This window comes from Pseudoduganella sp. R-43 (assembly GCF_049913255.1).
GTDB lineage: Bacteria > Pseudomonadota > Gammaproteobacteria > Burkholderiales > Burkholderiaceae_D > Rugamonas.
Genome location: NZ_CP183988.1, coordinates 2,403,890 through 2,425,254 on the forward strand (window position 1 = coordinate 2,403,890; position 21,365 = coordinate 2,425,254).

Genomic DNA, 21,365 nt, shown 5'->3' on the forward strand with positions numbered 1-21,365 from the left:
GATCAGATGTTCTTGAGGTGCGAGGTGATTGCCCCCTCTGTGCTGGACCTGAGAGTTTCACAGGCGTTGGCGGCCTGCTTGCTCCTTCGGTGCGCCGGCGCTTACCCTTGCCGGCGGCTCTTCAGAGTTGTGAAAACACGCGACCGGTCCTTTGGCCTGAGAGATTCCGGGGGCGGCTTGCTCCTTCGGCGTTGTCCATGGGTGGGACAAACTCTCCCGATCGCGCGACCGGAATGCTCCGGCAGCGAAATCAGGATATCCCAGGGATTTATTCGATTTCAATCGTTTTCCGATACACGTTGCGTTTTCGCCAAGAAGGACTTTCCTGTTATTCTATTGACACTCGCCTGGGAAATTGGTAACGTTTCCAAAAATAAGCGGCACACAGAGGAGACGGGATGTTTAAGCAGTTATTTGCTTGTGCAATGGCGTTCGGCGCCACCTCCGCGCAGGCTGCCGGGCCAAGCGCAGAAGTGATCCATTGGTGGACGTCAGGCGGTGAATCCGCTGCCGTCAAGCAGCTCGCAAGTGCCTATCGTGCCGCCGGCGGCACATGGATCGATACGGCGATTGCCGGTGGCGAGCAGGCTCGCGCGGTGACCCTCAATCGCATGGTTGGCGGCAAGGCGCCTGCTGCAGCGCAGTTCAATATTTCCAAGCAGTTCCTCGATATAGTGGACCAGGACATGCTGGTGCAACTGGATGATGTCGCACGCCAGGAGCGCTGGGAATCCACGCTGCCGGAACCGATCGTCAACACCATCCGCATCGATGGCCATTACTACGCGATGCCGATGAACATCCACATGCAGACCTGGATCTGGTATTCCAGGGCCGCCTTCAAAAAGGCCGGCATCGCAAAAGAACCTGCAACCGTCGACGAACTTTTTGCCGCGCTGGATAGACTCAAGGCCGCGGGCCTGGTGCCGCTGGCGCATGGCGGGCAGGCGTGGCAGGAGCACATTCTGTTCGCATCGCTGCTGGCAAACATGGGAGGGCGCCAGCTCTACCTGCAAGTGATGCGCGATCGCGACCAGCGTGCGATCAATTCCGAACCGGTGCGCAAAGTGCTGCTGGCCTTCAAGCGCCTGCAATCCTATGTCGATCCCGCGTCACCGGGCCGCAACTGGAATGACGCGACCGCAATGCTGGTTAGCGGCAAGGCGGGCATGCAGATCATGGGGGATTGGGCCAAGGGCGAATTCAGCAATGCAAAAATGGCGCCCGGCGTCGATTACGGCTGCATCGCGGGCCTTGGCGCGAATTCGCCGTACCTGATCCAGGGCGACGCTTTCGTCTTTCCTCGTTCGGAGCAGGCGGTAGTGCAGCAGGCACAGAAGCTGATGACCAAAGTGCTGCTGGCGCCTGCGACACAGGTGAGCTTCAACAAACTCAAAGGCTCGGTGCCTCCGCGTGTGGATGCCGATACCAGCCAGCTCGACGCCTGCGCCCGCGCGGGCGCCGCCATCATGCGCGACCGCAATCGACAGGTCGGGGCGCCCGAAATCTACCTGACTCCCGACCAGAACGGTGCAGTCCAGGACGCGCTGACCGCGTACTGGAACACATCGATGACGGTTGACAAGGCGCAGAAGGCGCTTGCTGCGGCGCTGAGGAACTGAGCGGTGCGTCGAGCCATGTCTTATGCGGCGCTGTTGCCGATGTTGCTGACGGTATGCGTGGGCTACCTCGGCTCCTTCGCCTGGACGTTCTACGTATCCCTCACCAGTTCGCGCAGCATCGCGACCAGCAAGCTGGTTGGCATGGCGCAGTATGAGCGCCTGTTCGACAATGAGCGCTGGCTGCTGTCGCTGCACAACCTGGCGTTGTTTGGCGTGCTGTTCGTGCTGGCCTGCATGGTGATCGGCTTTCTGCTGGCTGCCGCGATCGATCGGCAGGTTGCCGGCGAGGGTGCACTGCGCACCCTGTTCCTGTACCCGTATGCGATGTCATTTGTCGCGACGGGGCTGGTGTGGCAGTGGATCCTGACGCCCGGCGGCATGCCGGGCGTTGAGATTGACTGGCTGGTGGACCAGGACATGGTGCTCTATACGGTGGTGCTGGCGTCGGTGTGGCAGGCATCAGGTTTCGTCATGGCGCTGATGCTGGCCGGCCTGCGCAGCGTTGATCCGGAAATATGGAAGGCTGCGCGACTGGACGGCATTCCGGCCTGGCGCGTCTATGTTTCCATTATTCTGCCGATGCTGGCGCCAACCCTGGCGACCGTTTTCATCCTGCTGGCGACCATGGTGGTGAAGTTATACGACGCCGTCGTGTCGATGACCCAGGGCGGCCCGGGTACGGCCAGCGAAGTGCCGGCGAAATTCATCATGGATCACCTGTTCCTGCGCGCGAATATCGGCCTGGCCTCGGCCGGCGCGGTGGTGTTGCTCCTGACGGTGCTGGCCCTGCTGGCGCCATGGGCTTATGCCCGCAGCAGGAGAGGTAGGGCATGAAGGCGGCGCGTATCGGGCTTTACGCCTTCCTGGCCAGCGCGGCGCTGTTCTTCCTGCTGCCGCTGTACGTGATGCTGGCGACTTCGCTGAAATCGATGGACGAGATCCGGCTGGGGAATATTTTCGCCTTGCCGCTGGCGCCCACACTGGACGCCTGGCGGGCTGCCTGGAGCGAGGCATGCACCGGCGCGGCTTGCGAGGGTGTGCAGGGCGGGTTCTGGAATTCGGTGCGTATCGCCGTGCCAAGCACGATGCTGCCGATTGCGCTGGGAGCGCTGAATGGTTATGCCTTGTCTTTCTGGCGGCCGCGCGGCGCGAATCTGTTGTTCGGCATCCTGTTGCTGGGAGCCTTTGTACCGGTACAAGTGATGATCTATCCGCTGGTGCGCATGATGGCCGGCCTGGGTGTCTTTGGTTCGTTGCCGGCCATTGTGATCGTGCACCTGGTGTTCGGCATGCCGGTGCTGACGCTGCTGTTCCGCAATTACTACGCGGCGCTGCCGCAGGAGCTGTTCCATGCCGCGCGTATCGATGGCGGCGGTTTCTGGCGCATCTTCTGGCACGTGATGCTGCCCTTGTCGGTACCTATGCTGGTAGTGGCGGCGATCATGCAGCTTACCGGCGTATGGAACGACTATATCCTGGGCCTGGTTTTTGCCGGGCGCGACAACTTGCCAATGACGGTGCAGTTGAACAATGTGATCAATACGACGACAGGCACGCGTCTTTACAACGTCAATATGGCGGCCACGATCCTGACGGCACTGGTGCCCTTGACGATTTATTTCCTGTCGGGCCGCTGGTTCGTGCGCGGCATCGCTGCCGGCGCTGTGAAAGGTTGAACGGATGTCGAACGTAAGTCTTAAAAAGCTGGACATTAGCCTTGGCGGCAACGCCATTATCCGGGGCCTGGATCTGGAGGTGGAGGAGGGCGAATTCCTGGTCCTGCTCGGGCCCTCCGGTTGCGGCAAGTCGACCTTGTTGCACAGCATTGCGGGGCTGACGGAAGCCAGCGGTGGCACGATCGAGATCGGCGGCAAGGACATGTCGCGCACGGATCCGAGCGATCGCGGGATCGGCATGGTATTCCAGTCCTACGCCCTGTATCCGACCATGACGGTCGAAAAGAACATGTCGTTCGGCCTGCGCATTGCGGGTGTGGCGAAGGAGGAAATCAGGCGCCGCGTTGACCGCGCGGCAGCCATGCTGCACCTGGGCGACCTGCTTGGCCGTAAACCGGCGGCACTTTCGGGAGGGCAGCGGCAACGAGTGGCGATTGGCCGCGCGCTGGTGCGCGAGGCCAGCGTTTACCTGTTCGACGAGCCGCTCTCCAACCTCGATGCGAAGCTGCGTACCGATTTGCGGCGCGAGCTGAAGCTGCTGCACCAGCAACTGGGCGCCACCATGATCTACGTGACGCACGACCAGGTGGAAGCCATGACGCTGGCCAGCCGCATTGCCGTCATGCGGGCGGGGCAGATCCAGCAGGTCGGCACGCCGGGCCATGTGTACGAGCGGCCGGCAAACCTCTTCGTCGCCGGCTTCCTCGGTGCGCCCGCCATGAACTTCATTGAAGGCGAAGTCGATGCCTCCGGCACGTTTGCGGGCGGCAGCCTGCGCTTGGCGATGGACGAGCATGCCGGGACTGGCGATGGGCGCAAGGCTGTATTGGGCGTCCGTCCGGAACATATTTCCCTGGTGCTGGCCGGCCCGATGCAGGGGCGCGTCACGCTGGTCGAGCCGATGGGAAGCCATCGCGTAGTATGGCTCGATTGCGGCGGCAAGCTGCTCTCCTGCATCTTGCAGGGCAGCCGCCCGATTGCGCCGGATGACATGGTCGCATTCGAGATTGATGCACAACGCGCTTCGCTGTTCGATCCGGATAGCGGCAGTCGCTTTGATTTGGCGGGCGCTTCAAGTATGCTCGCGATGACGTTATAAGAAGAAAAGGATTCCAGTGGCCACTATCAAAGACGTAGCCCGCCTTGCGGGTGTAGGACTGGGCACCGCCTCCCGTGTAGTCAGCGGCAAAGGTTCGGTGTCCCCAGCCACGCTTGAAAAGGTGAAGAAGGCGATTGACGAACTGGGATTCCGGCCGTCGCATGCGGCGCGCACGCTGCTGACCGGCACCAGCCAGATGATCGGTGTGTATATCCCGGTCCTGAGCGGCACCTTCTACACGCCGATCCTGCAGATCATCGATACCGAACTGCGGGCGGCCGGCCTGCACATGGTGGTGGCTTTCGGCGTCGGCCTGGGCGACGAACGCAAACAGGCCAAGGACGGCATCCAGTTCCTGATGGAGCGTGGCTGCGATGGCCTGATCGTGATGACCAGCGCCTTGCAGGACGAAGATATCGAGGCGCTGGGTACGCAGCAGGGCCGGATCGTGGTGCTGAACCACAGCCTGGCCAGCATTCCCGACCAGTGCTTCACCGTGGACCACAAACTTGGCGGCCGGCTCGCGGCACGCGCGCTTCTGGACCACAAGCACCGCGATATCGCCGTGGTGGCCGGACCGTCGCGCCTGGCCGACAACGTGGAGCGGATCGATGGCTTCATGGAGGAACTGCAGGACGGCGGCATCGACACCAGCCGCATGTGGGTCGCCGAGAGCGACTTTTCGCCGGCTGGCGGCTGGGCGGCGGCCAAGGAGCTGGTGGAGTCGGGGCACCGCTGCACAGCCCTGTTCTGCGCCAACGATGAAATGGCGGTCGGAGCGCTGTCCTATTTCCAGGAGGCGGGCATCCGCGTTCCGGTCGACCTGTCCGTCATTGCTTACGACGATACGCCAAGCGCGGAGTTTTCTGCGCCACGCCTGACTACCGTCCACATGCCATGGCGCGAAATGACCATGAATGGCCTGAGCGCCTTGCTCAACCGCTGTTACGACTTGCGGCGCACGGTTACGCGCAGCTTCCCCGTGACGGTAACGCTGCGTGCGTCCCTGGCCAAGGCGGCAAGCGCCAAGCGCCAGGCCGCTGCATGAACTGAACCAGTAGAAGGGCGCGTGCGCCCTTTTTTTTCGACTAGATATGGAAACCTTTCCAATTCCTGTACACTATTGAACATGACTACTCCAGACCAGATTGAACCAGGCGCCCCGGCGCGCAGCGACTTCGCCCGCGATTTTCTTTGGGGCTGCGCCACCTCGTCATACCAGATCGAGGGGGCCGGCAGGGAAGATGGTCGGGCCGAATCAATCTGGGACCGCTTTGCCGCCACGCCCGGCAAGGTGCGCGACGGCTCCAGCGGCCTGGTGGCCTGCGATCACTATCACCGCTGGCCGGAGGATCTGGACATCGCCCGCGACATGGGCTTGAACGCCTACCGCTTTTCGATTGCCTGGCCGCGCATCGTCTCCGGTTTGGGCGAGGAACCCAACCGGAAGGGACTGGACTTCTATTCGCGCCTGGTGGACGGCATGCTGGAACGCGGCCTCCAGCCCTGGGCCACCCTCTACCACTGGGACTTGCCGCAGTACTTGCAGGACCGTGGGGGCTGGGCCGAACGCGACACGGTGCGGCGCTACCTCGAGTTCGTGGACGCTGTAACGCGCCGCCTGGGCGACCGCGTGCAGCACTGGATTACGCACAACGAGCCCTGGTGCACCGCCATCCTGGGCAATTTCGAAGGCCTGCATGCGCCAGGGGTGACTGATTTCGGCACCGCGCTGCAGGTTTGCCACCACGTGCTGCTTTCGCATGGCAAGGCGGTACCCTTGATCCGCGAAAACGTGCCTGGGGCACGCGTAGGCATCTCCCTCAGCCTGCATCCGCTGCGCGCCGCCAGCTCCAGCGAAGAAGATCGCGCGGCATGCGAACGCCACGATGGCCTGCGTTACCGCTGGTTCCTCGACCCACTGCATGGCCGCGGCTACCCGGCGGCAGCGCTGGAGCGGTTTGGGGTGGCGGCACCGATGGTGCACGAGGGCGATATGGAGGCGATCGCGGTGGCGACCGACTTCATGGGCGTGAACTACTATTTTCCGGAAACGGTTGCCGACGCGCCCGGCCACGAGCCGCTGGATGCGCGCGTGCTGCCGCCTCCAGCCGGTGCGGAGACCACTGCGATGGGCTGGGAAGTGGCGCCGGAAGGTATGAGCGAGCTGCTTGGCCGCATCCATGCCGATTACGCGCCGAAGGAGTTGTACATCACCGAGAATGGCTCCTGTTATGACGACGAAGTGCTGGCCGATGGCAGCGTGGCCGACTTTGGCCGCCGCCGTTACCTGGCGCGCCACCTGGGCGCCATGAAGGATGCGATAGCGGCCGGAGTGCCGGTGAAGGGCTATTTTGCCTGGAGCCTGGTTGACAATTTTGAGTGGGCTGAAGGCTACCTGCGCCGTTTCGGCCTGGTCCACATCGATTACACAACACAAGAACGAAAGCTGAAGGAAAGCGGCAAGTGGTATCGCGCCTTCCTGCAACAGCCATAAAAGGAGGCAGGATGAAGCAGGTTTCAATGCTGGTCGCGGCGCTTGCAATGGCGCTACCGGCAGCGGCTGCGCCGCTGGCCGACTGGCCGCACGCAAGCAGCGCAATCAAGCGCGACCCGGCGCTTGAGAAGCGCGTCGCCGATATTGTCGGCAAGATGACGCTGGAGCAAAAGATCGGGCAAATGACACAGTCCGAAATCAAGGCCACCACGCCGGATGACGTGCGGCGCTACTACCTCGGCTCGGTGCTCAATGGCGGCGGTAGCTGGCCCAATGGGAACAAGCGTGCCAAGGCGGCTGAGTGGCTGGACCTGGCGCAGAAATACCATGACGCATCGATGGCCACCGACATGGCAGTCAAGGTGCCGGTAGTGTGGGGCATCGATGCAATGCACGGCAATAGCAATGTGTTCGGCGCTACCTTGTATCCGCACAATATCGGCCTCGGTGCGGCGCATGATCCCGGGCTCGCCTACGAGATCGGCGCGGCTACGGGCAAGGCCGTGCGCGCAACCGGCATCGCCTGGGTCTTCGGCCCGACTGTCGCGGTAGTGCGCGACGACCGCTGGGGGCGTACCTATGAAAGCTTTTCGGAAGATGGCAGGCTGGTGGCGCAATATGCCGGGCAATACGTGAAAGGCCTGCAGGGGCGATTCAGGTCCGATGCCAACGTGCTGGCCAGCGCCAAGCATTTTGTCGGCGACGGCGGCACCGACCAGGGCAAGGATCGCGGCAATACCAAGGTATCGCCGGCGGACATGGTCAATATCCACGGTGCAGGCTATGGGCCGGCACTGGCGGAAGGGGCGCAGACAGTCATGGCCTCGTTCAATAGCTGGAACGGTGTGAAAATGCACGGCAGCCGCGAGATGCTGACCGATGTGCTGAAGACCAGGATGGGCTTTGACGGATTCGTTGTAAGCGACTGGAACGGCATCGCCGAAGTGCCAGGCTGCCGTAACGATAGCTGTCCGCAGGCGATCAATGCCGGCATCGACATGATCATGGTGCCGGACGACTGGAAAGCCTTCATTGCCAACACCATCGCACAGGTGAAGGCGGGAGAGATACAGATGTCCCGCATTGACGATGCCGTGACACGCATCCTGCGCGTCAAGCTGCGTGCGGGCCTGTTCGGAAAGAGTCCTTCGCAGAACGCCCATGCCGGCCTGGACGCTGCCCTGCAGGACCGGGAGCTGGCACGCCGCGCCGTGCGGGAGACGCTGGTGCTGCTGAAGAACGAAGGACCGGCGCTGCCGCTGGCGCGCGGCAAGAAGATCCTGGTGGTCGGAAAGAGCGCCGACAATATCGCGAACCAGGCCGGCGGCTGGTCGTTGACCTGGCAGGGGACCGATAATACCAATGCCGATTTCCCGAATGCCGATAGCATCCTGGCCGGCATCCGCGCAGCGGCGGGAGAGGGCAACGTGGATTTCAGCGTGGATGCGCAAGGCGTCGACCTGTCGCGCTTCGATGCAGTGATCGCGGTCGTCGGTGAGCGCCCGTACGCGGAAGGCGATGGCGACATCGGACCGTCGGGCACGTTGCGCCACAGCAGCCGGCATCCGGAAGACCTTGCGGTCCTGGAAGCGGTGGCGGGCAGGGGCAAGCCGGTGATTACCGTATTTGTTGCCGGCCGCCCGCTGTTCGTGAACGACCTGCTCAACCTTTCCGATACCTTTATCGCGGCATGGCTGCCGGGTACCGAAGGCAAGGGCGTGTCCGATTTGCTGGTGGCTGGCCCGCGCAGCTATGACTTCCGTGGCAGGCTATCCTTTTCCTGGCCCGGAGCGGCATGCCAGACGCCGTTGAACTTTGGCCAGGCCGGCTATGCGCCGCTGTTCGCATTGAACTACGGCTTGCGCAAGGCGCAGCGTTCCAAGCTGGGCAAGCTGGATGCTTCCTATGCTCCTGGCGGCTGTGGATCGAGCAATAGCGTGCCAGTGCACGGCCAGGCCGACCGCGCCAGCTTCCCTCTCGTGATCCGCAGCGGCGGCGAGCAAATCGCGCTGGGCGCGGACCTGAACGCGACGTTCCGCCTGCCCGGCATCACGGTGCAGACAGCGCAGGTGAACACGCAGCAGGACGCCAAGCTGGTGACATGGTCGGCCGGCGCCCCGACCGGCGCCGCCCTCGTTGCGCGCGGCGCAAAGCCTATCGTATTGCCTGCCGCCGCCATGCGTGATGGCGCACTGCAATTTGATGCGATCGTCGCTGCCGCGCCGCAGGGAAAAGTCATGCTGGCGATGCAGGACACCGCATTGGATGCGACCCGGCTGTTCACCCGCATTGCGGGCAAGGGCAAGCAGTCAGTCAAGCTGCCTCTGGCCTGCTTCACGGCCCGGGGCCTGCAGCTGGAGCGCATGGATGCACCGTTCGCCATCAGCGCCGGGGCGCCGTTCGCCGTGGCCATTGCCAATATCGAAATCGCTGGCGGCGCAGCTACAGCTGCCGACGCGATACCTTGCGAAGAACTGGGACAGGAGAACTGAATGGCAAGCATCGCTCCCAACTCATCCCCCGCCACGCAGCAGGAGGCGGCCGGCGCCCGGCAGGACGGCGGCAACACCGGTGCCCTGGTGATCGTCACCATCCTGTTCTACATGTGGGGCCTGATCACTTCCCTGAACGACGTCCTGATCCCGCACCTGAAGTCGATCTATACGCTGACCTATGTCCAGGCAATGCTGGTGCAGTTCTGCTTCTTTGGCGCCTATTTCATCGTATCGATGCCCGCCGGCGCGCTGATTCGCCGCATCGGCTACCAGAAAGGCGCGGTGGCCGGCCTGCTGATCGCCGCCTGCGGCTGCGCGCTGTTCTATCCCGCATCGTTCGGCGGATATGGCCTGTTCCTGTTTGCTTTCTTTGTGCTGGCATCGGGCATCACCGTCCTGCAGGTGGCCGCCAACCCCTACGTGACGGTACTGGGCGCGGCGCGCACGGCGTCGAGCCGGTTGACAATGACTCAGGCCTTCAATTCGCTCGGCACCACGATCGGCCCGGCAGTCGGAGGCTTGCTGATCCTGTCGGCCGTTGGCGCGGCCGCCGGCGCGGCAGCGGATGCGGCGACGGTGCGCGGTCCTTACCTTGGCCTGGCTGCTGCGCTGGTGCTGCTGGCCGTCCTGTTCCATGCCGCCAGGCTGCCTCGGGTCGCCACCAGCGATGATCTGGCGCAGCCGGGGGACGGGCAAGGTTCCGCGTGGGCGCATCGCCATCTGGTGCTCGGCGCCATCGGCATCTTCCTGTACGTGGGCGCGGAAGTCAGCATCGGCAGCTTCCTGATCAATTTCCTCGGGGAGCCGCATATTGCCGGCTTGTCGCATGCCGAGGCGTCGCGCTACGTCAGCATTTACTGGGGCGGCGCCATGGTGGGCAGGTTTATCGGCTTCGCTGTGATGCGGGTTGTCAGCCCGGGCAAGACGCTGGCCTTCAATTCCTTGCTGGCGATTGCGCTGGTGCTGGCGGGGGTGTTCGGCAAAGGCAGCGCGGCGATGTGGGCGATCCTCGCGGTTGGATTGTGCAACTCGATCATGTTCCCGACCATCTTCAGCATGGCGCTGCATGGGCTCGGCAAGTACACGGGGCAGGGGTCGGGAATCCTGTGCATGGCCATTGTCGGCGGTGCGCTGGTGCCGTTTGCGCAAGGCGCGCTGGCCGATTCGATCGGTGTGCAGGCGTCCTTCATGCTGCCGGCCGCCTGCTACACCTTCATTCTTTACTTCGGCGCCAGGTATTCTTCCATGTACGCTGCGCAGTAGTTTTCCACGTACTGCTGGTGCGGCGGCAGCTGCGCTACGGTACGCGCCACATTGTTGCGGATGCTGTCGAGGAAATAGGACAGCTCCGCATCTCCCATCAGGTCCGCGGAAGGGTGGTGCTGGAGCGGCATGATGCCCTGGCCCAGCATCACCTGCACCCATGAGTTTTCGGCGAACAGTTCGTTCGACAGGCGGAACACGCGGCCCGTGTCGCGGAACATGTCAATACGCTGCTGCAGGGATGGGGGCACCTCCATCTCGGCGCAATGACGCCAGAAAGGTGCATCGCGGCGGTTCGTTGCCTTGTAGTGCAGGATGATGAAGTCGCGGATATGTGCGATCTCGTCCCAGGCTTGTTTGTTGTATTCGTCGACCTCGGACTGGAAAATGCCCGCGGAAGGGAACATCTGCAGCAGGCGGACGACGCTGCGCTGGATCAGGTGGATGCTGGTCGATTCAATCGGCTCGAGGAAGCCGCTGGCAAGGCCGATAGCGATGCAGTTCTTGCTCCACACCTTGCGGCGCTGGCCAGGCTTGAAGCGGATCAGGCGTGGCTGCACCAGTTGTTCGCCGACGATGTTCGACATGAGCTTGGCGCGTGCGGTATCGTCGTCGACGAATTTGCTGGAGTAGACGATGCCATTGCCGACGCGATGCTGCAGCGGGATGCGCCATTGCCAGCCCCATTCGTGGGCGATGGCCCGCGTATAGGGCACGGCCGCCCCCGTCGAAGACGTTTGTACTGCGATTGCGCTGTCGTTGTGCAGCCATTGCGACCAGTCTTCCAATGCCGCGCCCAGGGTTTCGCCGATCAGCAACGCCCTGAAGCCGGTGCAATCGATGAACAGGTCGCCTTCCAGCATGGCGCCGGAATCGAGTTGCAGCGCCGTGATATGGCCGATCGCGCCGTCGGTATGGACCCTGGCAATTTTTCCCTCGATCCGTTGGGCGCCGTAGCCTTCCGAATATTTGCGCAGGAAGCGTGCGTAGGCGCCGGCATCAAGATGGTACGCGTAGTTGATGCCTTCGCGCGGCAGGTGGCCAAAGCGGTTCAGCTGTGCCGCTTTCAGCTCCAGGCAGTAGTCGCCATAGTCGCCGGCCAGTTTTCGTTCGCGCCCCTTGCGCCAGAAATGATTGAAGCCGGCGGTCCAATGATCGGTGCCGGTCACGCCGAAGGAATGAATGTAGTCTTCATGTACGTTGCGCCAGCTCTCGAAGCTGATTCCAAGTTTGAAGGTGGCCCTGGTGGCGGCCATGAATTCCTGTTCATTGATCTCCAGCAGACGATGGAAATTCAACAGGCTGGGGATGGTCGCCTCGCCAACGCCGACGGTGCCGATTTCGTCGGACTCCACCAGCTTGATGTCGAGGACCTTGCCAAGGTTGCGGGAAATCGCCGCTGCAACCATCCAGCCTGCAGTGCCGCCGCCTGCAATGACAACGCGCCGCACTGGGCGGCGCAGGAACTGTTCGTCTCTCACTTCGGTCTCCGTTATCGGTTGATTTTCCTGAGAAGCTGGGCGCGCAGCATGCGTGCTGTGTCGTCGTCGATCGGGCCAAGAGCACGCCTTGCGCCAGCGGGGATGTGGGCTGCGGTTTTCTCATCGGCCTGGAATACGTAATGGCGGAAAATTTCCTCCCAGGCGTGGCGCTGCTCGGGCGGCAAGTCGCGGATCGATAGCAGCGAGAGCAACAGCGCATTGGCAGGCGTGTCCATGTATGCAGGCGACTGGCGCCACCAGTAATTGACCAGGACATTGAAGCACTCCAGCGCTTCCACATGGTGCCACCACATGCTGGGAATGAAGATGGCGTCGCCGGGCTCAAGTTCGGCGGCTTGTGCATGGCGCATCGCTTCCCTGAAGCGAGGAAAGCGCTCGAGGTCCGGCTGGCCCAGGTCGACCAGGCTGATTGGCTGGCCGGCCGGGGTGAAGTCCAGCGGGCCGATATACAGGTTTTCCAGCTGCGCCGGCGGGAACAGCGTGAACCTGCGCCGGCCTGCAGTGACGCAGGCCAGGTTGTCGGGCAGGTCATAATGGGCCGGAACGCGGGTCTGGTTGCCGATCCAGATGCTCGCGAGCGCGTCGCGCGGATGCAGGTTGAGCGGGTTTTCTTCGAGGTAGCCCGGCAGGGCCGTTTCTGCCGTGGTGGAGCCGACGTAGATGGCGGGTGGACGCGGGTTGCCGCGGTGTGCCGCCAGTTCGTTCAACACGTGGTCGAGGCGGGTGTGCACCGAGGTGAAATTGAAGCCGCTCAGGTCTTCGTTATAGAAAATGCGTCCGCCGATGGCGGGTGCGCCGAGCATGGCAACCACGCTGGCGTCGCGGCAGAAGCGGCGCAGGTAAGCGTCGGCGCTGGCTGCGCGTGCGATGCCGTCGGCGCCTTTGCGGCCAGCCTGCACCGCCGGCCAGCGCGCCACCAGGCCGCGCAGTACCAGCGGCCGCGTGGACGCCAGCACTTCATCGCCCAGGTCGGACGGGGTTACGCCGTGCAGTTCCCGGATTGGCTCAGCACTGGGCAGCATGGGCGCGGTTCTTGCGTTCGATCAGGGTGCGGAAGTTGGACATGGACGCGATCACCATGTAGACCGGCTGCAGGTAGCCGGCGCGGTTCAGGCGTTCCAGCACGTTGCCCGGCAGCGTAGCGAGGCGCTCTTCGTTGATGGTGTGGAAGCCGGCCAGCGGGCACTGTGCGCCATCATCGAGTTCGATATCGAATACAAAGGGCTCGAGCAATTGGTGCTCCAGGAGCGCCGCCAGAAAGCCTCGTGCCTGCTGCAGTCCCTGGTGGATGGCAAGCAGGGTAGCGTTGATGCGTTCCAGGTACTCGGAGGTGCCGCCATGCGGCAGGAATATGCGCTCGCCGCTGGAATTGCCGACGCGCGGGTTTTCGAGGTCGATGTGCACGGTCAATTCATCGCCGCTCACCCCGATCAGGAAAGGCTGGCGCTCGATTGCCAGCGGCACGTAAGGCGCCTCCCAGCCGTGCAAGCCGAGGAACAGGTTTTCGCCCTCCTGGAAGCCGAACAGCGCATGGGCCTCGAAGCCGCCGCCGGCAGCCCGGCGGAACACGATCGGGTAGCTGGCCTGCACGTCGCGGAATTCGGCCGGGAAGGAGAGGGCGGACATGACGTTGTCGCCGAAATGGGCGCCGCGCCCGGTCTGCACACGCAAGTCTTTGTGGTCGATATTATTCAGCAGGACAGCTCTGGCCATGGAGATCCTCGGTTGGACGGCGGGCCGGGTGGTGATGCCTCCCCGGGCACGCCGCCGCTTGTCATCAGAACTTGTAGCGGGCGCCCAGCATGTAGCGCGGCCCGGATTGGGTCACGAATAGCGCCATCGTTTCAGCGCGGCCGTGGACACGCTGGATTTCATTGGTCAGGTTGATCGCCTCGAACTGCACGCTGAGCTTCTCGTTGAAGGCGTAGCCGACGCTCAGGTCGAGCTGGCCGTACGCTTCCGTGTAGTTCGGATTGGGGCCTGCGCCGTCGAAGGTCGAGGACAGGAACTTGTCGCGCCAGTTGTAGGCCGCGCGAATCGACCAGTTCTTGTCTTCATAGATACCGACCAGGTTGGCGGAGTTGCTCAGGCCGACCAGCGCAAATTGCTCGCCAATCTTGAAGTTGTCGTACTTCAAGCCCGAATCGACCCAGGTGTAGTTGGCCGAGAGGCCGAAGCCCGAATTGCCGAACATATGCTGCACATTGATTTCTGCGCCTTTCAGCTTCTCGTTCTTCTGGTTGGCGAAAGAGTTGATCTCGAACGACATCACCGGATCGTTTGGCTGGCCGACGATGGTGCCGGTAGCATTGCCGCTGGCGTCGTCCGGACCGCGCGTCACGCCGGGAGCGGTGGGATGGTTGCGGAAGATGTAGTTGCGGATGCAGACACGGTCGGTGCCGCAATTACCCTGCTGGACAGCTTCGTTCCACAGCGCGCCGCCAACCGGGGTATGCAGGTTGAACGGGGTAGCCGTGATCTTCGATTGGCCGGCATAGTTGCTCAGGTCTTTGTGGAACAGGCCGATCGAGGCGAAGCTTTGCTGGCCGTAATACCACTCCCACGACAGGTCCAGGTTCTTCGACTTCACCGGCTTCAGTTGCGGGTTGCCCTGGCTGCCGGTGCCGCCGAAATCGCGCGCCAGGCGGTCCAGCGTGGTGCCGCCCTGGATCTGGTCGTAGCGCGGACGGCCGATGGTTTCGCCGTAGCTGGCACGCAGCTTCATGTCGGGACGGATATCGGCATCCCAGTCCACGGCGGGCAGCCAATGGCTGTATTTGCCGTCCAGCGTAGTGAAAGTCGGCGCGCCGAAACTGAGAGGGAACTCATTGGCCGACACCCAGCTGATGCCGGTCGCTGCGGGTACCAGCGCGGTCGAGATGACGTCGGTCTTTTCATAGCGCACGCCGATATTGGTATGCATCGGGATCGCGGTATCCCAGTCGGTGCCGAACTGGATATAGGCGCTTTTCGATTTCTCCTGGGTGCGCTGGTCGGAGTCGAAGGTACTCTTCGGCATGTACATGTCCGGCAGGCCGGTGACCTTGGCGGTCAGGGCGCGCACTTCGGCAAAATTGAAAGTGTAGAACTGGTTGAACAGGGCAGGGTTGCCGCTGCCGTTGATCTTGTCGTAGTACTGCCGCAGCGACTCCTGGTGGAACAGGCTGGCCGGGTAGTCCGATGCCGTCGACGCGCCGCCCCAGGAATCGCGCTGCTGGGTCGACATGGCGGAGCGGTTCTTCACTTCGATCGCACCGACGCCGAAGTTCAGGTTCGAGGCTTCCAGCAGCTTCATGCTGCCCTTGAACTGGGCCTGTTCGATCTCGCCTTTCATGTAGCCATTCTGGAATACGGAGCCCGTCACCTGTTGCGGAGCCCTGGCGAAATCCGCGCCCTGGATGCTCAACACCGGGAAGTCGTCGCGGAAATCGACGGTAGTGTCGCCGCGGCTGAAGCTTGCGGTGCCGATCACGTTGCTGGAGCCGAAAGGACTGTCGGCCTTGGATACGGCGCTGGACTTGTGCATGTCCAGCTCCAGCTTCAGGCCATCGGTCTTCCAGGCGGCGTTGAAGCCGAGCGATTTGTTCTGGGTCTTGGTGGCAAAGTCGGCGCCGCCCATGGCGATATCGCTGTTGGCCGCCGGCAGCAGTTCGGTGTAGACCAGCGGCGCGGCGACCGGTCCGTTGCTCCAGGTCGAAGTGGACGGGCCGAAGTTGAACCAGGCCGACAAGTCCTGGCGGCGGGTCTGGATCTTGTTCTCGGAGTAGGTGTAGTCCAGCGTGGTGGTGAGCTGCTTGAGCGGCGCCCACTGCAAGGTCAACTGGCCGTTGGTGCGCTGGCGCTGCACGCCGTTCATGTTGTAGTTCAGGTTTTGCGGCAGCGAGTAAATGTCGCTGTCTTTCGGATGGTTGGTGGCGCCGGCTTGCGGGACCGGCCCCGCATTGCCCTGGTAAGGGCCGCGCCAGCCGTTCGAAACGGCTGCCTGGTTGAAGCCCAGGTTGCGCTCCTGGTAGCTGGCGCTGAGCGCCACGCCGAAGCGGTTGTCGTCGAAGGTATTGCTGTAGATGCCCGACACCTCCGGCGTGGTGGCGCTGCCTTGCTTGACGTCGCCTGGCAGCTTGTTGTGCGAGGTGTCATGTACCGCCTTGACGCCGACGCTGGCCACCATGCCCGGGCGGTCGAGCGGACGCGCGGTCAGCACATTGACGGTGGCGCCGATGCCGCCGGTCGGCGTTTCGGCGCGGCCGGTCTTGTAGACCTGGATCTGCGAGATCGCTTCCGAAGCCAGGTTGGCAAAGTCGAAGGCGCGGCCATTCAGGTCGCCCAGGTTGGAGGTCGGCATCTGGCGGCCATTCAGCAGCACCAGGTTGAAGTCGGGACCCACGCCGCGCACGGTGATCTTGGAGCCTTCGCCGATGGAGCGGTCGATCGACACGCCGCTGATGCGCTGCAGCGATTCAGCGAGGTTAGTGTCGGGGAATTTGCCGATATCGGCTGCCACGATGCCGTCCACGATACCGTCGGCATTGCGCTTCAGGTTCATCGAGGAACCCAGGCTGGCGCGCAGCCCGGTCACAACCACCGTGGTCACGTCGCCTGTACTGGCAGGGGCGGGCGCGACCCCCGCCTGGTCCGATTCGTGCGCCTGGGCTGGTGCGATGAGCGCCGCGCAGGCGGTGGCTACTGCAAGGCTCATCAATGTCTGCTTCGCCTTTGGATAGTGCATTTGGTCTCCTTGGTTCTTATAGTCTGGCCGCCTCCCAACCAGGATGGAAACGTTTCCATAACATGCTTAAAAATACTAGGGGCAGCAAAATCGATTGTCAATAAAATACGCCGGGGATCGGCTGGAAGTGTGGGATTTTCGTCATCAAACTGGAAACGTTTCCACTCTGGTTGCCGCAATATAGCACTCCTCAAATTTTGAAGTCAACAGCCTTTCCGTGCCGTGTTTGCAACAAAAATGGGAACGTTTCCAGTGTGCGTGCGCGCTGACCCTCTGGCCGTCCTTGCAGTGGAAACATCGCCAGGCGATATTCGGATTTTTCACTGGAGAGTCTGGTGGTACACTCGGTGCATGAATGCAATCATTCTTGCTGCGGCAATGCTGGCCGCCCCGGCCACGCCGGAACAGGCAGTCGCCACCCTGTGGCGTTCTCTAAGCCACGCTGCCGGCCAGGCCGGGGATGAGGCGGCCCTGCGCGCCATCCTCCACCCTGACGCCATGGTCTACGGCGCCCGTTACCGCGACGGCGTCGCCGCGCTGTCCGTGGCGCGCGGCAGCGATTTCGCCGCAGGCATTGGACGTGCTGCTGAAAAGGGCTTCTACGAATGTGAAGTGGCGCGCGAAGTACGCCAGTACGACCGCTTCGCCACTGTCTACAGCGTGGTCGAATCGCGCAACGAGCGCAATGCGCATCAGGCCAGTTTCACGGGCGTCAACAGCATCCAGTTATACCGCGCCGATGATGGCTGGCGCATCATCGGCCTGTATTACCAGGTCGAACGGCCCGGCCAGCCGATCTCGCTGCAGGGCGGAAAATCCGGCGCCTGCCTGGAGGGCTGAATGAACGAAAAGACCGCCCGAGCCATCATGCTGGTCAAGGCCATCGAGGAGGCCGACCAGCACAAGGAAGTACTGACTGACGACGACAGAAAATTCGCCAGCCGCACAGCGCGTGAACTGGCGCACTGGCAGGCGGCCGAGCAGCGATCGGCGTCCACGCTGCCGGACTTCCTTTACCAACGCGCCGAGCAATTGCTCAAGCGCCTGGCCACACGCCACAAGCTGTTCGCCTCCGTCACGCAAGGCCACAGCGGCCTGTGGGGAGCAAGCTGGATGCTGCCGCTGGCGGCGTTGCTGGCTGGCGGCATGGCGGAGCGCTTCGGCGACCCGCACCGCGTCGACTTGCTGTCAATGCCGCTGCTGGGAATCATCGCCTGGAATATGCTGGCCTACCTGTTGCTCATCTTGTGGGCGCTGCTGCCTGCACGCCGGGCCGGCCTGCGGCGGGGCCTGGCCAACCGCATGGCGCTGGGCGGCGGCCATATACCGCGCCGGTTGCCGCACGCGCTGGCGAGCGGCGTGCTGCAATTCATGGTGGACTGGGCGCGCGTGGGCGCCCGCCTGAACCTGGCCCGTATCGCACGCATCCTGCACTGGTCGGCCGCCGCCTTTGCCGTCGGCGCCTTGCTGTCGCTGTACGCGCGCGGTATCGTCGAGAGCTACGCGGCGGGCTGGGAGAGCACCTTTCTCAGCCCGTGGCAGGTACACCATCTGCTGTCGGTGCTGTTCGCGCCGGTGGAATTCATCTTTGGCCTGGAAGGCTTCACGATGGACGAGGTGATGGGCTTGCAGAACTGGGAAGGATCGCGCCTGGGCAACGGCGCGCGCTGGGTGCACCTGTATGCTGCAAGCCTGCTGCTGTATGTGGTGCTGCCGCGACTTGCGCTGGGCGCCATTGCCGCGCTGCGCGCCTTGTGGCTGCGCCGGCATTTTCCGCTCGACCTGGACCATGCTTACTACCGCCAGCTATCGGCGGCTGCCGGCGGCGAACCGGGCCTGTTGCGCGTGCTGCCCTACAGCCTGACGGTGGACGAAGCGCGCAGCAAGGGACTGGATATCCTGGCGCAAGCGATGCTTGGCGAGCAGGCTCGCCTACGGCTGCTGCCGCCGGCCGCATACGGCAGCGAAGCGCCGGCGCTGGAGGCCGGAGAAGGCGTGACCAATGCAGTGTTGTTTGGCATCGCCGCCACGCCGGAACAGGAAAATCACGGCGTTTTCCTGGCTGCGCTGGGGCGCGGGCGCAAGCTCATTGCCTTGCTTGACCAGTCCGCGCTGGCAGCACGCATGGACGCCGCCCGCTTGAGCGAGCGTATCGAGTTATGGCGCGAGTTCTGCATACAGCACGGCGCCGAGCCCATGGTGGTCGATTTGCTGGCGCCCATGGCGGCAAGCGAGAATCCGGCATGAGCGGCGCGCCTGTCACCATCCAGCTTGCGCTGGTCTCCCACACCAACAACGGCAAGACCACGCTGGCCCGCACCCTCCTGGGCACCGACGTCGGCCAGGTGCGCGATGCCGCCCATGTCACGGCTTTCGCCGAATCGCATGCGCTGATGACGACCCAGCAAGGCGACCGCCTGGTTCTGTGGGATACGCCGGGCTTTGGCGACTCCATGCGCCTGATGAAGCGCCTGGCGCTGACCGGCAATCCGATCGGCTGGTTCCTGCGCGAGGTGGTGGATCGCTACCGCGACCGTCCTTTCTGGCTTAGCCAGCAAGCCGTGCGCACCGCGCGCGACGAAGCGGACGTTGTACTGTACCTGGTCAATTCCACCGAGAACCCGGGCGATGCCGGCTACATCCCGGCCGAAATGCGCATCCTCGACTGGCTGGGCAAGCCGGTGCTGGTGCTGCTGAACCAGATGGGGCCTCCACGGCCGCTGCCGGAAGAGCAGGCCGAACTGCTGCGCTGGAAAGACTTCATGCTGCAGTTCGGCCAGGTGCGCGAAGTGCTGCCGCTGGATGCCTTTGCCCGTTGCTGGGTGCACGAGCGCGTGTTTTACGATGCGCTGGGGGCGCTGGTCGGGCCGGAAAAGCAGCCGGCCTACGAGCGCCTGTTCTCCGTATGGGAAGACACCAATGCGCGCCGCTTCAAGCAATCCATGGCGGTGATGGCGCACCAGCTGGCCGATGCTGCGCACGACAGGCAGATCGTGGAAACGGTGGAGCGCGGCGTCATCGCATCGGCCCTGAAGATCATCGGCATCGGCAAGGGCGAGGACCGTAAGCGGCAGGACCGGGCCATGAATACGCTGGTGGCGCGGCTCAACCTCTCGATCGGCCAGGCGACCGTCAACCTGCTGGCGCTGCACAAGCTGGACCCGAGCGAGGCGCCCAAGATCAATGCCCGCGTCAGCAACAACTTCGTGGTGCTGGCGCCGGTCGACAAGGGACAGGCGGCGCTGCTGGGGGCCATCGTCTCGGGAGCGGCAACCGGCTTGTCAGCCGACCTGGCTGCCGGCGGCCTGACGCTGGGCACGGGTGCATTGCTGGGCGGCGTGATCGGCGCACTGACCTTTGCCGGCGCGGCCTGGGGCTTCAATGTCGGGATGGAGCGTGAAGTGCCGACCATGTCGCTGTCCGACGATTTCCTGCGCACGCTGCTGGTATCCAGCGTGCTGCGCTACCTCGCCGTCGCGCATTTCGGCCGCGGGCGCGGCAACTTCGTCGAGAGCGAAGCGCCTCCCTTCTGGCAGGAGGAAGTGGAGCAGGCCGTGGCGTTGCATGAAACGGAGGTTGCCGCCCTCTGGAAGACCCTGCGCGAGCAGGAAGAGCGCGACCTGGCGCCGGCCAGCGCCGTGATCACCGGCATCACGGCGCACGTGCTGGCACGGCTGTACCCCGAAGGTCAGGCGGCGAATCCGCCGTCGATATTGAGGCCGGCACCGGTCACGTAACCGGCATCGTCGCTGGCCAGGTAGGCCACCATGGCGGCGATCTCCTCGCCGCGCGCGTGGCGCTTGATCGGCATCAGGTCGTGCAGCGCCTTGGCAAAATCGCTGTGCGCCGGGTTCATGTCGGTGTCCACCGGGCCAGGCTGCACATTGTTGATGGTGATGCCGCGCGGGCCCAGGTCACGCGCCAGGCCTTGCACCAGGCCAGTCAACGCCGATTTGCTCATCGCATAAATCGAACCGCCAGGGAAGGGCATGCGCTCGGCATTGGTGCTGCCGATATTGATCACGCGGCCGCCGGCTTTCATATGCGCCACAGCTGCCTGGGTGGCCGCAAACACGCCGCGCACGTTGACGGCGATGGTGTGGTCGAAGTCTTCCAGCGTCAGTTCGGACACGTCGCCCAGGTGCAGCACGCCAGCGTTGTTGACGAGGATGTCGAGGCGGCCGAAGCGCTTGGCGATATCGTCGATGGCGGCGCGGGTTGCAACGGCATCGGTGGCGTCGACTTTCAGTGCGAGGGCCTTGCCGCCGGCAGCGGTGATTTCGCTGGCCAGGGCGTCGGCTGCTGCGCCGGAGCTCTGGTAGGTGAAGGCGACCGTGGCGCCATCCTTGGCCAGGCGGCGCACGATGGCGGCGCCGATGCCGCGGGAACCACCGGTAACGAATGCGATCTTGCTCATGATTTTGCTCCTGAATGTTGGTTGGGATGAAGCTAGTATGGTCGCGACATTGCATGCCGACTAGATGG

The 21,365-nt window shown here is 63.4% G+C and carries 16 protein-coding genes and 1 riboswitch; of the genes, 11 read left to right on the forward strand and 5 right to left on the reverse strand.

All coding sequences use genetic code 11. The features are described 5' to 3' along the window. Positions 1-134: 134 nt before the first annotated feature. Positions 135-229, reverse strand: a riboswitch (glycine riboswitch). 169 nt (positions 230-398) lie between these two features. From ACN9M3_RS10960 to ACN9M3_RS10995, 8 genes are all read left to right on the forward strand, one after another. Further along, positions 399-1,622 carry an ABC transporter substrate-binding protein gene (locus ACN9M3_RS10960; RefSeq protein ID WP_426322426.1) on the forward strand — a complete coding sequence of 408 codons (1,224 nt, stop codon included), beginning with the start codon at positions 399-401 and terminating at the stop codon, positions 1,620-1,622. 15 nt (positions 1,623-1,637) lie between these two features. Continuing rightward, positions 1,638-2,456, forward strand: coding sequence for a carbohydrate ABC transporter permease (locus ACN9M3_RS10965; RefSeq protein WP_426323727.1), 819 nt, complete (start codon positions 1,638-1,640; stop codon positions 2,454-2,456). Next, on the forward strand, positions 2,453-3,298 hold the full coding sequence (locus ACN9M3_RS10970; protein ID WP_426322428.1) for a carbohydrate ABC transporter permease: 846 nt from the start codon (positions 2,453-2,455) through the stop codon (positions 3,296-3,298). The genes ACN9M3_RS10965 and ACN9M3_RS10970 overlap by 4 nt, the downstream gene beginning before the upstream one ends. A 4-nt stretch (positions 3,299-3,302) precedes the next feature. Beyond that, complete coding sequence (locus tag ACN9M3_RS10975) at positions 3,303-4,397, forward strand: ABC transporter ATP-binding protein (RefSeq protein ID WP_426322430.1); 1,095 nt, start codon at positions 3,303-3,305, stop codon at positions 4,395-4,397. Between the two features lie 16 nt (positions 4,398-4,413). Next, positions 4,414-5,445: a LacI family DNA-binding transcriptional regulator gene (locus tag ACN9M3_RS10980; protein ID WP_426322432.1), complete on the forward strand. Its 1,032-nt coding sequence runs from the start codon at positions 4,414-4,416 to the stop codon at positions 5,443-5,445. A gap of 81 nt (positions 5,446-5,526) precedes the next feature. Next, positions 5,527-6,894 (forward strand): GH1 family beta-glucosidase, encoded by a 1,368-nt coding sequence (locus ACN9M3_RS10985; protein ID WP_426322434.1) that lies wholly within the window; start codon positions 5,527-5,529, stop codon positions 6,892-6,894. 11 nt (positions 6,895-6,905) lie between these two features. Next, complete coding sequence (locus ACN9M3_RS10990) at positions 6,906-9,386, forward strand: glycoside hydrolase family 3 N-terminal domain-containing protein (protein WP_426322436.1); 2,481 nt, start codon at positions 6,906-6,908, stop codon at positions 9,384-9,386. Beyond that, a complete protein-coding gene (locus ACN9M3_RS10995; RefSeq protein WP_426322438.1) occupies positions 9,387-10,652 on the forward strand; it encodes a sugar MFS transporter in 1,266 nt (421 codons plus the stop codon). Here the strand turns inward: ACN9M3_RS10995 and ACN9M3_RS11000 are convergent. The 4 genes from ACN9M3_RS11000 to ACN9M3_RS11015 all read right to left on the reverse strand — a co-directional run bounded on the left by ACN9M3_RS11000 (position 10,610) and on the right by ACN9M3_RS11015 (position 16,850). Next, positions 10,610-12,133 (reverse strand): tryptophan halogenase family protein, encoded by a 1,524-nt coding sequence (locus ACN9M3_RS11000; RefSeq protein ID WP_426322440.1) that lies wholly within the window; start codon positions 12,131-12,133, stop codon positions 10,610-10,612. The two genes, ACN9M3_RS10995 and ACN9M3_RS11000, sit on opposite strands and share 43 nt — an antisense overlap. Before the next feature lie 11 nt (positions 12,134-12,144). Beyond that, positions 12,145-13,176: a cupin-like domain-containing protein gene (locus tag ACN9M3_RS11005; protein WP_426322442.1), complete on the reverse strand. Its 1,032-nt coding sequence runs from the start codon at positions 13,174-13,176 to the stop codon at positions 12,145-12,147. After that, a complete protein-coding gene (locus tag ACN9M3_RS11010; RefSeq protein ID WP_426322444.1) occupies positions 13,160-13,867 on the reverse strand; it encodes a SapC family protein in 708 nt (235 codons plus the stop codon). The genes ACN9M3_RS11005 and ACN9M3_RS11010 overlap by 17 nt, the downstream gene beginning before the upstream one ends. Positions 13,868-13,931: 64 nt before the next feature. Continuing rightward, positions 13,932-16,850 carry a TonB-dependent receptor gene (locus tag ACN9M3_RS11015; protein ID WP_426322446.1) on the reverse strand — a complete coding sequence of 973 codons (2,919 nt, stop codon included), beginning with the start codon at positions 16,848-16,850 and terminating at the stop codon, positions 13,932-13,934. Between the two features lie 381 nt (positions 16,851-17,231). Between ACN9M3_RS11015 and ACN9M3_RS11020 the strand changes: the two genes are divergently transcribed. The 3 genes from ACN9M3_RS11020 to ACN9M3_RS11030 are packed head-to-tail and all read left to right on the forward strand — an operon-like array spanning position 17,232 to position 20,617. Continuing rightward, positions 17,232-17,720: a hypothetical protein gene (locus ACN9M3_RS11020; protein WP_426170701.1), complete on the forward strand. Its 489-nt coding sequence runs from the start codon at positions 17,232-17,234 to the stop codon at positions 17,718-17,720. After that, entirely contained in the window at positions 17,721-19,127 is a 1,407-nt protein-coding gene (locus ACN9M3_RS11025) for a DUF2868 domain-containing protein (RefSeq protein ID WP_426322448.1), read from the forward strand. It abuts the gene before it with no gap. Next, positions 19,124-20,617, forward strand: coding sequence for a DUF3482 domain-containing protein (locus ACN9M3_RS11030; RefSeq protein ID WP_426322450.1), 1,494 nt, complete (start codon positions 19,124-19,126; stop codon positions 20,615-20,617). Before ACN9M3_RS11025 ends, ACN9M3_RS11030 begins: the two co-directional genes overlap by 4 nt. On the opposite strand, the gene ACN9M3_RS11035 is transcribed toward ACN9M3_RS11030, so the two are convergent. After that, positions 20,569-21,297 carry an SDR family oxidoreductase gene (locus tag ACN9M3_RS11035; protein WP_426170705.1) on the reverse strand — a complete coding sequence of 243 codons (729 nt, stop codon included), beginning with the start codon at positions 21,295-21,297 and terminating at the stop codon, positions 20,569-20,571. The genes ACN9M3_RS11030 and ACN9M3_RS11035 overlap by 49 nt on opposite strands. Positions 21,298-21,365: the final 68 nt, after the last annotated feature.